This window comes from Streptomyces sp. NPDC097107 (assembly GCF_044762405.1).
GTDB lineage: Bacteria > Actinomycetota > Actinomycetes > Streptomycetales > Streptomycetaceae > Streptomyces > Streptomyces thinghirensis.
In genome coordinates this window covers 14,321-27,654 of sequence record NZ_JBIWEF010000021.1, presented here as the reverse complement: position 1 = coordinate 27,654, position 13,334 = coordinate 14,321, and the positions used below count along the sequence as shown (strand labels likewise).

The following is a 13,334-nucleotide window of genomic DNA, read 5'->3' as shown; positions in this document are numbered from 1 at the left end:
GCTTGGCGACGATGGTCTTGGCAAGCCCGTCCGGCCAGGCTTACGTTCGTCCCTCTACTGCCTGCTCTACGGGCGTAGAGGCTCTGACGTCGTGTCGAAGGAGCAGCTCATGGCCAACGTCGTACGTGCCGCTCTCGTCCAGGCCACCTGGACCGGCGACACCGAGTCCATGGTGGCGAAACACGAGGAGCACGCCCGCGAGGCGGCCCGGCAGGGGGCCGGGGTGATCGGCTTCCAGGAAGTCTTCAACGCCCCCTACTTCTGCCAGGTCCAGGACCCCGAGCACTACCGCTGGGCCGAGCCCGTGCCCGACGGCCCGACCACCCGCCGCATGCAGGCCCTCGCGCGCGAGACCGGCATGGTGATCGTCGTCCCCGTCTTCGAGGTCGAGCAGTCCGGCTTCTACTACAACACCGCGGCCGTGATCGACGCCGACGGCACCGTCCTCGGGACGTACCGCAAGCACCACATCCCGCAGGTGAAGGGCTTCTGGGAGAAGTTCTACTTCCGTCCCGGCAATCTCGGCTGGCCGGTCTTCGACACGGCCGTCGGCAAGGTCGGCGTCTACATCTGCTACGACCGGCACTTCCCGGAGGGCTGGCGGCAACTCGGCCTCGGCGGCGCCCAGCTGGTCTACAACCCCTCCGCCACCCACCGCGGCCTCTCCGCCCACCTGTGGCGGCTCGAACAGCCCGCCGCGGCCGTCGCCAACGAGTACTACGTCGCCGCGATCAACCGGGTCGGGCAGGAGGAGTACGGGGACAACGACTTCTACGGGACGTCGTACTTCGTCGACCCGCGCGGGCAGTTCGTCGGCGAGACCGCCAGCGACACCAAGGAGGAACTCGTCGTCCGCGACCTCGACTTCGACCTCATCGACGAGGTGCGGCAGCAGTGGGCCTTCTACCGCGACCGCCGCCCCGACGCCTACGAAGGGCTGGTGCGGCCGTGACCAAGGACCTGTTCGGCCGGCACCGCGCCGTCCTGCCCGACTGGCTCGCCCTGTACTACGAGGACCCGCTGGAGATCACGCACGGCGAGGGCCGGCACGTCTGGGACGCCGCCGGCAACAAGTACCTCGACTTCTTCGGCGGCATCCTCACCACGATGACCGCGCACGCCCTGCCCGAGGTGACCAAGGCGGTGAGCGAACAGGCCGGGCGGATCATCCACTCGTCCACGCTCTACCTCAACCGGCCCATGGTCGAACTCGCCGAGCGCGTCGCCCGCGTCTCCGCCATCCCGGACGCCCGCGTCTTCTTCACCACCTCCGGCACCGAGGCCAACGACACCGCCCTGCTGCTCGCCACCGCCCACCGGCGCAGCAACACCGTCCTGGCGATGCGCAACAGCTACCACGGCCGCTCCTTCGGCTCGGTCGGCATCACCGGCAACCGCGGCTGGTCCCCGACCTCGCTCTCCCCGCTCCAGACGCTCTACGTCCACGGCGGTGTGCGTACCCGCGGTCCGTACGCGCACCTGGACGACCGCGACTTCATCGACGCCTGCGTGGAGGACCTCGAGGATCTCCTCGGCCACACCCGTCCGCCCGCCGCGCTGATCGCCGAACCCGTCCAGGGCGTGGGCGGTTTCACCTCGCCGCCGGACGGCCTGTACGCCGCGTTCCGCGAGGTGCTGCACGAGCGGGGCATCCTGTGGATCGCCGACGAGGTGCAGACCGGCTGGGGCCGCACCGGCGAGCACTTCTGGGGCTGGCAGGCCCACGGGCGCAGCGGCCCGCCGGACATCGTGACCTTCGCCAAGGGCATCGGCAACGGCATGTCCGTCGGCGGCGTGATCGCCCGCGCCGAGATCATGAACTGCCTCGACGCCAACAGCATCTCCACCTTCGGCGGCACCCAGGTCACCATGGCGGCCGGCCTCGCCAACCTCACGTACCTGCTGGAGCACGACCTCCAGGGCAACGCCCGGCGCGTCGGCGGCATGCTCATCGAACGGCTGCGGGCCGTCGCCGCCCAGGTGCCGCACGTACGGGAGGTGCGCGGACGCGGGCTGATGATCGGCATCGAACTGGCCCGGCCCGGCACCGACGAGGCCGCCCCCGAGGCCGCGTCCACCGTGCTGGAGGAGGCCCGCGCGGGCGGGCTGCTCATCGGCAAGGGCGGCGGCCACAGCACCAGCGTCCTGCGCGTCGCACCGCCGATGTCCCTCACCGTCGCGGAGGCCGAGGAGGGCGCCGCGATCCTCGAACGCGCTCTGCGGAGCATCTGACGGCCGCGTCCCGAGCCGAGGAGGCGCCGCCATGACCACCACCCGGGACCAGGACCGGCAGCCCTGGGAACCCGCTCTTTCGGTCCGACAGGTCCTCACCCTGGAGCGGGTGCTCGCCGGGCAGCCCGAGGTGGTGGCCGGCGCGCACCGGCTCGACCGCCCGGTGCGCTGGGTGCACGTCGCCGAGGCCGCCGACGTCGGCGTGATGCTCAGCGGCGGCGAGATGGTGCTCACCACCGGGGTGCTGCTCGCCGGCGACGAGGACAAGCAGGGCGAGTACATCCGCTCTCTGCACCGCGCGGAGGCCGCGGCCGTCGTACTCGGTCTCGGCCGGGCCTTCCCGGCCCCGCCGGACGTGATGCGCCGGGCGGCCGAGCGGTGCGGTCTGCCCATGGTCGTCCTGCACCGGCCCTTCCCCTTCGCCGAACTGACCGAGGAGGTACAGTCCCGGCTGCTGCGGCGCAAGTTCGCCGCCGTCAGCCTCTCCGAGGCCGTACGCACCGAACTGACCGGGCTGATCACCGCGGGCGCGCCTGTGCAGCGCCTCCTCGACGAGGTGGCCCGGCACGGCGGCTGCCCGGTCGTCGTCACCAACCTGGCCCACCGCGTCCTCGCCACGGCGGGGGAGCGGTCCGCCGTCGACGACGTGCTCCGGGACTGGGAACGCATCGCCCGCCAGGCCGGCGCCGGGACCGCCGACGGCTGGATCCGCGCCGAGCTGAGCGGCCGCGGGGAGCGCTGGGGGCGGCTGGTGCTGTGCGGCTACCGCGGTGACCGGGCCGCCGGACGGCTGCTCGCCGACCGCGCCGCCGAGGCCCTCGTCCTGCACCGCATGCTCGGAGGCGACGGCACCCACGCCAAAGGCTCCGGGACCCCCGGCAGCTCCTGGGACTCCTGGGAGGCGCAGTCCGCGCGGAGCCTGCTCACCGACCTGGTCAGCGGCGCCGTACCGGCACGGCGGCTCCTGTCCCGGGCGCGCGCCGCCGGACTGCCGGTCAACCGGCGGGTCTTCGTCCCGCTCGTCGTCCGCGGCCAGGAGCCCGCCCGGCTGAACCGCGTGCTGCGGCTGCTGGGCCTGCCCGGGATCGTCGCCGAACTCGCCGACGGTGCCGGCGCCGTCCTGCTCAGCCTCGCCCCCGACCAGGACGCCAGGGCGCTGACCGCCCACTTCGCGGCCCGGCTGCGGTCGGAGCCGGAGTCCTCCCACGCCGTGGTGGCGGCGGCCGGCGCCCGCGCCGCCTGGGACGACGTACCGGCCGGCCTGCGCGAGGCCCTGCACGTCGCCGACGCCGTGGCCGACTCCGCGACCGCCCTCGACCCGCCACCCGTCGTGCGGCTGCGCGACATCCACCTGCGCGGACTGGTCCGGCTGCTGCGCGACGACCCCCACGTGCAGTCCTTCGCCGAGCGGGAGCTGGACGGGCTGCTGCGCGGTCCCGACGAGGACCTGCTGTCCGTGCTGCGCACCTACCTCGCCACCGGCCGCAACAAGTCCCGCACCGCCCAGCTCCACCACGTCTCCCGGCCCGCCCTCTACCGCCGTCTGGAGGCCATACAGGGCCGCCTCGGCGTCGACCTCGACGACTTCGAGCAGGCCGCCTCCGTCCACATCGCGCTCCTCGCCCACGACGCGCAACAGGGGTGACACCGTGCAATGCCCGACCCCGACAGACGTGACACCGTGCCACTCGGACCGGCCGTCCGCCGCCCCTAACCTCGCCGTACACCGAGCGCCACACCGAGCGAGTGGAGGCCGAAGATGAGCCGAGTGATCCGTGCCGCGCTCTTCCAGACCGCCTGGACGGGCGACAAGGAATCGATGATCCAGGTCCACGAACAGGCGGTGCGTGACGCCGCCGCACAGGGTGCACAGGTCATGTGCTTCCAGGAGCTGTTCTACGGGCCGTACTTCTGCCAGGTCCAGGACCCCGAGTTCTACGCCTACGCCGAGCGCGTCCCCGACGGCCCCGTAGTCGAGCGCTTCCAGCGGCTCGCCCGCGAGCACGGCATCGTCCTGGTGCTCCCGATGTACGAGGAGGAGCAGCCCGGCGTCCTCTACAACACCGCCGCCGTGATCGACGCCGACGGCTCCTACCTCGGCAAGTACCGCAAGACGCACATCCCGCAAGTACGCGGCTTCTGGGAGAAGTTCTACTTCCGCCCCGGCAACTCCGGCTGGCCGGTCTTCGACACGGCCGTCGGCAAGGTCGGCGTCTACATCTGCTACGACCGGCACTTCCCGGAGGGCTGGCGGGCGCTGGGCCTCGAAGGCGCGGAGGTCGTCTTCAACCCGTCGGCCACCTCGCGCGGCCTGTCCGGCTACCTGTGGCAACTGGAGCAGCCGGCGGCGGCCGTCGCCAACGAGTACTTCGTCGGCGCGATCAACCGCGTCGGCGTGGAGGAGTACGGCGACAACGACTTCTACGGCACCTCCTACTTCGTCGACCCCGAGGCGCGGTTCGTCGGCGAGGTCGCGAGCGACAAGGAGAGCGAACTCGTCGTCCGCGACCTCGACATGGGCAAGCTGCGGGAAGTCCGCGACCGCTGGCAGTTCTACCGCGACCGGGCGCCCGGCGCGTACTCCCCGCTGACCGCGCCCTGACCGACCGGGGCACCTGACAGGAGGGAACAGCAGCATGAGCAGCCGTACCGTCATCCGCGGCGGCCTCGTCGTCACCGCGTCCGACGAGATCCACGCCGACGTCCTGATCGAGGACGGCCGCATCGCCGCCCTCGCCGCGACCGGAACCCCCGCCGCCGAGGCCTTCACGGCCGAGAGGGTCATCGACGCGAGCGGCAAGTACGTCATCCCGGGCGGCGTCGACGGCCACACCCACATGGAGATGCCCTTCGGCGGCACCTACGCCGCCGACACCTTCGAGACCGGCACCCGGGCCGCCGCCTGGGGCGGCACGACCACCATCGTCGACTTCGCCATCCAGAGCGTCGGACACTCCCTGCGTTCGGGCCTGGACGCCTGGCACGCCAAGGCAGAGGGCAACTGCGCCATCGACTACGGCTTCCACATGATCGTCTCTGACGTGAACCAGCAGACGCTCAAGGAGATGGACCTGCTGGTGGAGGAGGGCGTCACCTCCTTCAAGCAGTTCATGGCGTACCCCGGCGTGTTCTACTCCGACGACGGCCAGATCCTGCGCGCCATGCAGCGCGCCGCCGGCAACGGCGGCCTGATCATGATGCACGCCGAGAACGGCATCGCGATCGACGTCCTGGCCGAACAGGCCCTCGCCCGCGGCGAGACCGACCCGCGCCACCACGGCGAGGTCCGCAAGGCGCTCCTGGAGGCCGAGGCGACCCACCGTGCCATCAAGCTCGCCCAGGTCGCCGGCGCGCCCCTGTACGTGGTGCACGTCTCCGCGACGGAGGCGGTCGCGGAGCTGACCCGGGCCCGCGACGAGGGCCTGAACGTCTTCGGCGAAACCTGCCCGCAGTACCTCTTCCTGTCCACCGACAACCTCGCCGAGCCCGGCTTCGAAGGCGCCAAGTACGTGTGCAGCACCCCGCTGCGCCCGCGCGAGCACCAGGCGGCCCTGTGGCGGGGCCTGCGGACCAACGACCTCCAGGTGGTCTCCACCGACCACTGCCCCTTCTGCTTCAGCGGCCAGAAGGAGCTGGGCCGGGGCGACTTCTCCAAGATCCCCAACGGCATGCCGGGTGTCGAGAACCGCATGGACCTGCTCCACCAGGCCGTCGTCGACGGGCACATCACCCGGCGCCGCTGGATCGAGATCGCCTGCGCCACCCCCGCCCGCATGTTCGGCCTCTACCCGAAGAAGGGCACCATCGCCCCGGGCGCCGACGCCGACGTGGTCGTCTACGACCCGCACGCCGAGCAGGTCATCTCCGCCGAGACCCACCACATGAACGTCGACTACTCGGCGTACGAGGGCAAGCGGATCACCGGCCGCGTGGAGACGGTGTTCTCGCGCGGCGAACCGGTCGTCACCGAGCGGGAGTACACCGGGCGCAAGGGCCACGGCGTCTACACCCCGCGCGCCACCTGTCAGTACCTGAACTAGGAGCGGTGCCCATGGACTTCGGACTCGTCCTGCAGACCGACCCGCCCGCCTCCCGCGTGGTCGACCTGATGAAGCTGGCGGAGAGCAACGGCTTCAGCCACGGCTGGACCTTCGACTCCGCCGTGCTCTGGCAGGAGCCGTTCGTGATCTACAGCCAGATCCTGGCCAACACCACGAAACTCAAGGTCGGCCCGATGGTCACCAACCCGGGGACCCGCACCTGGGAGGTGACCGCCTCCACCTTCGCCACCCTCAACGACATGTTCGGCAACCGCACCGTCTGCGGCATCGGCCGCGGCGACTCCGCGATGCGCGTCGCCGGCCGCAAGCCCAACACGCTGGCCCGCATCAGCGAGGCCATGAAGGTCATCCGGGCACTGGGCAGGGGAGAGGAGGCCGACCTCGGCGGCGGCACCGTCGTCAGGTTCCCCTGGATCAAGCCGGGCGCCGAGGTACCCGTGTGGATGGCGGCGTACGGACCGAAGGCGCTGAAGATGACCGGCGAGGAGGCCGACGGCTTCATCCTCCAGCTCGCCGACCTCTACCTGACCGAGTACATGGTCAAGGCCGTCAGGGACGCCGCCGTCGCCGCGGGCCGGGACCCGTCCGAGGTGAGGATCTGCGTCGCCGCCCCGGCCTACGTCACCGCCGACGACTCGCCCGAGGCGCTCGCCCACGCGCGTGAGCAGTGCCGCTGGTTCGGCGGCATGGTCGGCAACCACGTGGCCGACCTCGTCGGCAAGTACGGCACCCACTCGGCCGCCGTCCCCGACGAACTCACGGACTACATCAAGGCCCGCGAGGGGTACGACTACTCCCACCACGGACGCAGCGGCAACCCGGACACCCGGTTCGTACCGGACGAGATCGTCGACCGGTTCTGCCTGATCGGGCCGGCCGAGAAGCACATCGAGAAGCTGAACGCCCTGCGGGCCCTCGGTGTCGACCAGTTCGCGCTCTACGACATGCACGACGCGCAGGAAGCCGTGATCGACGCCTACGGCACGCGCGTCATCCCGGCCGTCAACGCCTGACGACCCGACGCCCCCTCCCCGCCCTCCGGGGAGGGGGCCCGAAGCGCACCCGCGCGCACCCCCCTCGGCGCCGCCCGCACGGCCTTTCCCGTCCCACCGCACGATTGGCCTGCCCATGACCGACACCGCGCCCACGGCGATAGCGCCGTCCGCCCAAGTCACCCTCCCCGACGGGCGCGTGGAGCTCGCCCCGGGCTCCCCGCCGCCGAGCGGCCCCTACGCCAACGAGGACCTGCTGCCCGTCCCCGTCGGGGGGCGCACCTGGACCACGTACAACTTCTCCGCCCTGTGGGTCGGCATGGCCCACAACACGGCCTCCTGGACCCTGGCCTCCGGTCTGATCGCCGTCGGCATGGACTGGAAGCAGGCGGTGCTCACCATCGCCCTGGCCAACGTGATCGTGCTTCTGCCGATGCTGCTCACCGGGCACGCGGGACCCAAGTACGGCATCCCCTTCCCGGTGTTCGCCCGCGCCTCCTTCGGCATCCGCGGCGCCAACCTGCCCGCTGTGGTGCGGGCGCTCGTGGCGTGCGGCTGGTTCGGCATCCAGACCTGGATCGGCGGCGAGGCGATCTACTTCCTGGCCGGCAAGCTGATCGGCGACGGCTGGACGAACGCGGCGACGTTCGGCGGCCACGCCTGGACGATGTGGCTGTCGTTCGCGATCTTCTGGGCGATCCAGGTCGCCGTCATCTACCGGGGCATGGAGACGATCCGCCGCTTCGAGAACTGGGCGGCCCCCTTCGTGCTGGTCGGCGCGTTCGTGATGCTGTGGTGGATGGCCGACAAGGCGGGCGGCTTCGGCCCGCTCTTCGACCAGCCGTCGAAGCTGGGCTGGGGCGCCGACTTCTGGAAGCTGTTCTGGCCCTCCCTCATGGGCATGATCGGCTTCTGGTCCACGCTGTCCCTCAACATTCCCGACTTCACCCGCTACGGAAAGAGCCAGAAGGCGCAGACGCGCGGCCAGGCCCTCGGACTGCCGACCACCATGACGCTGTTCGCGTTCCTCTCCGTGATGGTCACCTCCGGTTCGCAGGCGGTGTACGGGGAGGCCATCTGGGACCCGGTGAAGCTCGCCGCGAAGACGGACAGCGTGGTCGGGCTGCTCTTCGCCCTCGTCACCGTCCTGGTGGCGACCCTGTCCGTGAACATCGCCGCCAACCTGGTCTCACCGGCCTTCGACTTCTCCAACGTCGCCCCGCGCAAGGTGAGTTTCCGGGCCGGCGCGCTCATCACCTGCGTCCTCGCCGTGCTGATCTTCCCGTGGAAGCTGTACTCCGACCCGCAGGGCTACATCTTCACCTGGCTCGGCCTGGTCGGCGGGCTGCTCGGCACGGTCGCCGGCATCCTCATCGCGGACTACTGGATCCTGCGCCGCGCCCGCCTCGACCTCGTCGACCTGTACCGCACGGGCGGCCGCTACTGGTACGACCGGGGCTGGAACTGGCGGGCGGTCGTCGCCTTCCTCGTCGGTGGCGTCCTGGCCATCGGGGGCGCCGACTTCCACCCGCTGATCGACGGCCGTCCCGTGCCGTTCCTGGAACCGCTGGCCGACTACGGCTGGGCGGTGGGCCTCGGCACCTCCACGGTGCTCTACCTGGCGCTGATGCTGCTGCCCGCCACCCGGCCCCGCACGGCGGCCGGCCCGGCTCAGCCCTGACCGCCCGCCAAGGCGGCCACCGCCTCCTTGGCCGCCTTGATGGCACCCTTGTTGATCGTCTCCGTACTCGGTGCCTTCTTCGACTCGAAGTCACTGCCGTTGTACGTGATCATCACGAGGGCGTTGGCGGCGCGGACCAGCACGGTGCCCTCGCGCGTCTGCTGCTTGTCCTCGGTGGTGAGGTTCACGACGGAGTACGCCGCGTCGCCGAGCCCCGGGACCTCGCCACCGCCGCTCCGGTCGGCGACCCGCTCCTTGTACGACTTCAGTGCTGCCTCGTCCGACGCCCTCACCTCGAAGGAGACGTCGAGCCACCGGTATTCGTACCCCTTGAGCGCGTTCCAGGAGCAGGTGCGGCGCACGCCGGTGTCCGTCGAGGGGATCTCCTTGCCGGCCGCCTTGGCACCCGGCACCAGTGAGGTGACCGTCTTCCCGGCCAGGCTCTCGCAGGGTGCCGGAGCGGAGGCGTACGTCTTCGTCACCGCCTCGGTCGCCGGTGCGGAGGCGGACCGGTCGGTGGTGTCGGGCGGCGTCTTGTCCTTCGCGGCCGGTGACGTGTCCGGCCCGGACGACAGCGCCCAGCCCGCCGTGGCGAGCACGGCGACCGGCGCCAGACGCGCGGTCAGGGCGAGCGGCAGGGGAAGAGAACGCACGGCGCACTTCTCGGGGGGGATGGTGCGGAGAGGGTCCGCACTGCGGACGGGACGCCAGTGTCACACGACTCCCCGTGGGGCGGAAGGGCGAACTCGGTGCGTGGCCGCGTGGTGACGCAGACGGACGGGAGCACCCCGGTCCGGACGGGGCGTCAAGGCCGGACGGCCGTCACCGGCCACTCGTCGGCCCGCAGCCGCACACCGGTGCCGGCGCCGGTGCCGAACGGGCGCAGGGCCTTCGGCGGACCGGCGAGCCGAGCGGCGGGGCGCGGTGCCACCCGGTACGCGCGATGGGAGAACTGGACGGCATCGCGCACGTCCCGGCCCCAGACCGTCTCGACGGTGACCGGGGCGACCGTCACCTCATCAGGTCCGGCACGATCAGGCGCTGACGCGGGCCGGCTTGCGGGACCCTCCTCGACACCGAGGAAGGCATCGAGGCGGTCGGCGAGGCGGCCGACGGCGGGCGGGGCGTGGCACTGGTGCGGGACCGGGCCCAACTCGTGGCGTTCGCCTGTGGGTCGGGCCTGGTGACCGTCCGCGGAGGGCGGTAGGCGGGCGGGCGAGGTCGTGCGCGACGCGGTCCGCCGGGACGCGTGGGCGCTACGGCACGCGCGCGGTCCACTCCTCGCTGCTGAACTTGGAGGCGGCGAGTTCCTGAGCGCGGCTGAGCTCCGCCGGGGTGATGTGCCCCTGGGCGAGGCCGTAACGGTTCCGGAAGGAGGCGATCATGTTCTCGATCACCTGCTCGCGGGCGAGGCCCGTCTGGCGGCGGAGCGGATCGACGCGCTTCTTGGCGCTTTTCATGCCTTTGTCGGACATCTTCTCCTTTCCGATGCGCAGGACCTCGAGCATCTTGTCGGCGTCGATGTCGTACGACATGGTCACGTGGTGCAGGACTGCTCCGGGACCGCCGTCAGGGCCGACCATCCGCTTCTGGGCGGCACCGGCGATCTTGCCGGCGTCGGTGGCGATGTCGTTGAGGGGCTGGTACCAGGCCTTGATGCCCATGTCGCCGAGTGCGCCCAGCACCCAGTCGTCGAGGTAGGCGTAACTGTCGGCGAAGGAGAGGCCCGAGACCAGCGCCTCCGGCACGGACAGGGAGTACGTGATGGTACTCGTCGGCTCGACGAACATGGCCCCGCCGCCGGAAATCCGGCGTACCACGGTCATTCCGTGCTTCGCCGTGCCCTCCGGGTCCACTTCGTTGCGCAGTGACTGGAAGCTGCCGATGACGACGGCGGGCGAGGCCCATTCCCAGACCCGCAGCGTGGGCGCCCGTCGCCCGGCGGCCACTTCGGCGGTGAGGACCTCGTCCAGAGCCATGTGCATGGCCGGGGCCTGCGGCTCCACGTGCACCAGTTGCCAGTCGTAGTCGCTCCACTCGCTCGCGTGCGCCAGCGCTCGCCGAACGGCGACGCCGACGCCTTCCGCGGTCAGTCCGAGCATGACGGTCGGCTCCGGCAGCGCCGCCGTGATCCGGGCCGCCAGGCCGGCGGTGTCCGTGGAGGTGGGAGCCCCTTCCAGGGCGTCGTTGATCGAGAGGATCGCGTCGTCGGGTTCCAGGAAGAAGTCCCCGGCGACTCTCACGTTGAGGAGGGCGCCGCCCTCGACCTCCAGGTCCACGACGACGAGCTTGCCGCCGGGCACCTTGTATTCGCCATGCACGGCTTCGTTCCCTTCCAGCGCGCGGCGTGACTCCCGAGCCGGCGGTTCCGGCGTCCGGATGGACGCGCACATGCTCCGTATGGCACCTTAACGCCCCATCTCGGCACGGCCCGCCCCCGCTGCCGAACGGCGGGCCGGGTCAGCGGGCGTCCTCGGCCCCGGTGCCGGCCTCGTCCTCGGCCGGGGGGCGGAAACAGGCGATGACGGTCTTGCCGTCCGGGCACGGGCGGGCCTCCCAGCTGTCGGCCAGCACGTCGACGAGGAACATGCCCCGCCCACCGAGGCGTTGGCCGCTCGGAGGGCGGGGCGTGGGCAGTTCCCTGGAGGCGTCGTGCACGGCCACGTGCAGGCACTGGCCGTCCCACGTCATCACCAGTTGGGCGTGGGAGCGAGCATGCACGTGGGCGTTGGTGACCAGTTCGGAGACGGTGAGCAGCACGTCGTCCACCGTCTGCGGGGCGCTGTCGGTCCAGTCGAGCGTCTTCAGGTGTCCGAGGGCCCAGTCGCGGGCCGCCTTCGGGCTGCTCCGCACCGGCAGCGAACGCGCCCACCCCACCGCCCGTAGCGACGATTCATCCACGGTTGTTCCCCCGGCTCCGTTTCATGGCACGCGATTACCCGGTACTCCGCGTGAGTACCCCTGACGCGACGATCGAAGCGGTGCGGCACGGGGAGGCCCTGGTGGTTCTTGTGCGGGAGTGCGCGGGGGTGGTGCCCGCCAGGTGGGTGACGCGCCGTCGGGCTGAGCGCTTCCCGCGGGCCCGGGCGCCCCGAGGGGTACGGCCGCACCGTCGCGCGACTCGGTGGCGTCGGCTGCGCGGTCCGCCCGTGAGCGGACTTCCGGTCGTCATTCATGTGCAGGCCGGGTACTCGGGTGGCCCACGGTGTCTTCGAGTTCGCTTCGGGCGACTCGCCCCCGCTGCTTCAGCCCGGCGGTCTCGCCTGGGCGCACGACTTCCGACGCCTTTTCGCCGTCACCCGGGAGTCCCGCGACGGCGCCCCGCGGCACCAGTCCTGGCGGGTGGTCTCGCCGTCGCGGCCCTGTGCGACCACGGCACTCGGGTCGGCTCCGCTGCCGTGCACGACGTACGGCCGTCACGGGCCGAGTGCCCTCCGGCACGACGGCCGGGGGCAGCGCGGTCCCGCGGCGGCGACACCTCGCCGGCGCGCTACCTCGTGGTGTTCGAGTCCGCGAAGGACGACGTCTGGGCCCGGGGCTGCAGACGGTCGGTCTCGTCCCGTACGAGCAGCGACAGCAGGGCAGCCACGGACAGGCCCGCTTCCGCCGGATGTCGCAGCACCTTGTCCGGTTCGACGCGGTACGTGTTGCTGCGACCGTCCCGGGTGTGGGAAAGGTAACCGTCCTGCTCGAGGTCGGAAATGATCCGTTGGACGGCGCGCTCGGTGAGCCGGCAGTGGGCGGCGATGTCACGGATGCGGACGCTCGGGTTGTCGGCGATGGCCGCAAGCACGCGCGCGTGGTTGGTGACGAACGTCCATCCGGTGTGCGATTCAGGCAGTCCAACCATGACGGCATTCTAAAGACCCTTGTTGCCTGATGTCGAATACGTGACATACTTTTCGCGTAATAAATGACGTGATCCAGTGGGAGAGGCGCAAGGATGGACCCGAGGGTGTCGTCGCACGAGACAGGCACGTCAGGGCGCCCGGGCAACGCCGACCGGAGTCGGGAGCAGGCGACCGCGCGGTTCGACCCGCGGGACCCGGAGGTGACCACGGTGGTGCAGTACGAATGGCGTGACGCATGGGTTGTCGCCGCACGTGGCGCCTACGACATGCACTCGATCACGCCCCTGGCGGACGCGCTGGACACCGCGGCCGGAGGACACCGGAAGGTGGTCCTGGACGCTTCCGGCATCACGTTCGCGGACTCGACGCTGCTGAATCTGCTGATCCTCACCTGCCGGGCGACCGACCTGCGGGTGGCCGCGCCGACACGGCAGCTTCAGCGGATCCTGGAGCTCACCGGAGTCGACACCGTGCTGACGGTACGGGCGACGGTGGAGGACGCGGCTGCGGGCTAGGG

General features: G+C 71.2%; 13 protein-coding genes. 8 read left to right on the top strand and 5 right to left on the bottom strand.

Going from position 1 to position 13,334, the window contains the following annotated elements; translation table 11 throughout:
• Window positions 1-109: 109 nt before the first annotated feature.
• The 7 genes from ACIQ1J_RS33490 to ACIQ1J_RS33460 all read left to right on the top strand — a co-directional run bounded on the left by ACIQ1J_RS33490 (window position 110) and on the right by ACIQ1J_RS33460 (window position 8,966).
• Window positions 110-952 carry a nitrilase-related carbon-nitrogen hydrolase gene (locus ACIQ1J_RS33490; protein ID WP_403562871.1) on the top strand — a complete coding sequence of 281 codons (843 nt, stop codon included), beginning with the start codon at window positions 110-112 and terminating at the stop codon, window positions 950-952.
• A complete protein-coding gene (locus tag ACIQ1J_RS33485) occupies window positions 949-2,232 on the top strand; it encodes an aspartate aminotransferase family protein (RefSeq protein WP_210961554.1) in 1,284 nt (427 codons plus the stop codon). The genes ACIQ1J_RS33490 and ACIQ1J_RS33485 overlap by 4 nt, the downstream gene beginning before the upstream one ends.
• A 31-nt stretch (window positions 2,233-2,263) precedes the next feature.
• Window positions 2,264-3,877: a PucR family transcriptional regulator gene (locus ACIQ1J_RS33480; RefSeq protein WP_403562868.1), complete on the top strand. Its 1,614-nt coding sequence runs from the start codon at window positions 2,264-2,266 to the stop codon at window positions 3,875-3,877.
• 114 nt (window positions 3,878-3,991) lie between these two features.
• Window positions 3,992-4,834: a nitrilase-related carbon-nitrogen hydrolase gene (locus ACIQ1J_RS33475; protein WP_403562866.1), complete on the top strand. Its 843-nt coding sequence runs from the start codon at window positions 3,992-3,994 to the stop codon at window positions 4,832-4,834.
• Window positions 4,835-4,868: 34 nt separating this feature from the next.
• On the top strand, window positions 4,869-6,272 hold the full coding sequence (gene hydA, locus ACIQ1J_RS33470; RefSeq protein ID WP_403562864.1) for a dihydropyrimidinase: 1,404 nt from the start codon (window positions 4,869-4,871) through the stop codon (window positions 6,270-6,272).
• A gap of 11 nt (window positions 6,273-6,283) precedes the next feature.
• Window positions 6,284-7,306: a TIGR03842 family LLM class F420-dependent oxidoreductase gene (locus ACIQ1J_RS33465; RefSeq protein ID WP_403562862.1), complete on the top strand. Its 1,023-nt coding sequence runs from the start codon at window positions 6,284-6,286 to the stop codon at window positions 7,304-7,306.
• Window positions 7,307-7,421: 115 nt separating this feature from the next.
• Window positions 7,422-8,966, top strand: coding sequence for an NCS1 family nucleobase:cation symporter-1 (locus ACIQ1J_RS33460; RefSeq protein ID WP_403562860.1), 1,545 nt, complete (start codon window positions 7,422-7,424; stop codon window positions 8,964-8,966).
• Here ACIQ1J_RS33460 and ACIQ1J_RS33455 read toward each other — a convergent pair.
• From ACIQ1J_RS33455 to ACIQ1J_RS33435, 5 genes are all read right to left on the bottom strand, one after another.
• On the bottom strand, window positions 8,957-9,619 hold the full coding sequence (locus ACIQ1J_RS33455; RefSeq protein WP_403562858.1) for a hypothetical protein: 663 nt from the start codon (window positions 9,617-9,619) through the stop codon (window positions 8,957-8,959). The two genes, ACIQ1J_RS33460 and ACIQ1J_RS33455, sit on opposite strands and share 10 nt — an antisense overlap.
• 152 nt (window positions 9,620-9,771) lie before the next feature.
• A complete protein-coding gene (locus ACIQ1J_RS33450; protein ID WP_403562856.1) occupies window positions 9,772-9,981 on the bottom strand; it encodes a hypothetical protein in 210 nt (69 codons plus the stop codon).
• A gap of 241 nt (window positions 9,982-10,222) precedes the next feature.
• Window positions 10,223-11,287, bottom strand: coding sequence for a biotin/lipoate A/B protein ligase family protein (locus tag ACIQ1J_RS33445; protein WP_403562854.1), 1,065 nt, complete (start codon window positions 11,285-11,287; stop codon window positions 10,223-10,225).
• A 139-nt stretch (window positions 11,288-11,426) separates the two neighbouring features.
• Window positions 11,427-11,867: an ATP-binding protein gene (locus ACIQ1J_RS33440; protein WP_403562852.1), complete on the bottom strand. Its 441-nt coding sequence runs from the start codon at window positions 11,865-11,867 to the stop codon at window positions 11,427-11,429.
• Between the two features lie 589 nt (window positions 11,868-12,456).
• Window positions 12,457-12,816: a helix-turn-helix domain-containing protein gene (locus ACIQ1J_RS33435; protein WP_210961544.1), complete on the bottom strand. Its 360-nt coding sequence runs from the start codon at window positions 12,814-12,816 to the stop codon at window positions 12,457-12,459.
• Window positions 12,817-12,921: 105 nt separating this feature from the next.
• Here ACIQ1J_RS33435 and ACIQ1J_RS33430 point away from each other — a divergent pair, with 105 nt between their 5' ends.
• A complete protein-coding gene (locus ACIQ1J_RS33430) occupies window positions 12,922-13,332 on the top strand; it encodes an STAS domain-containing protein (protein WP_403562849.1) in 411 nt (136 codons plus the stop codon).
• Window positions 13,333-13,334 lie beyond the last annotated feature (2 nt).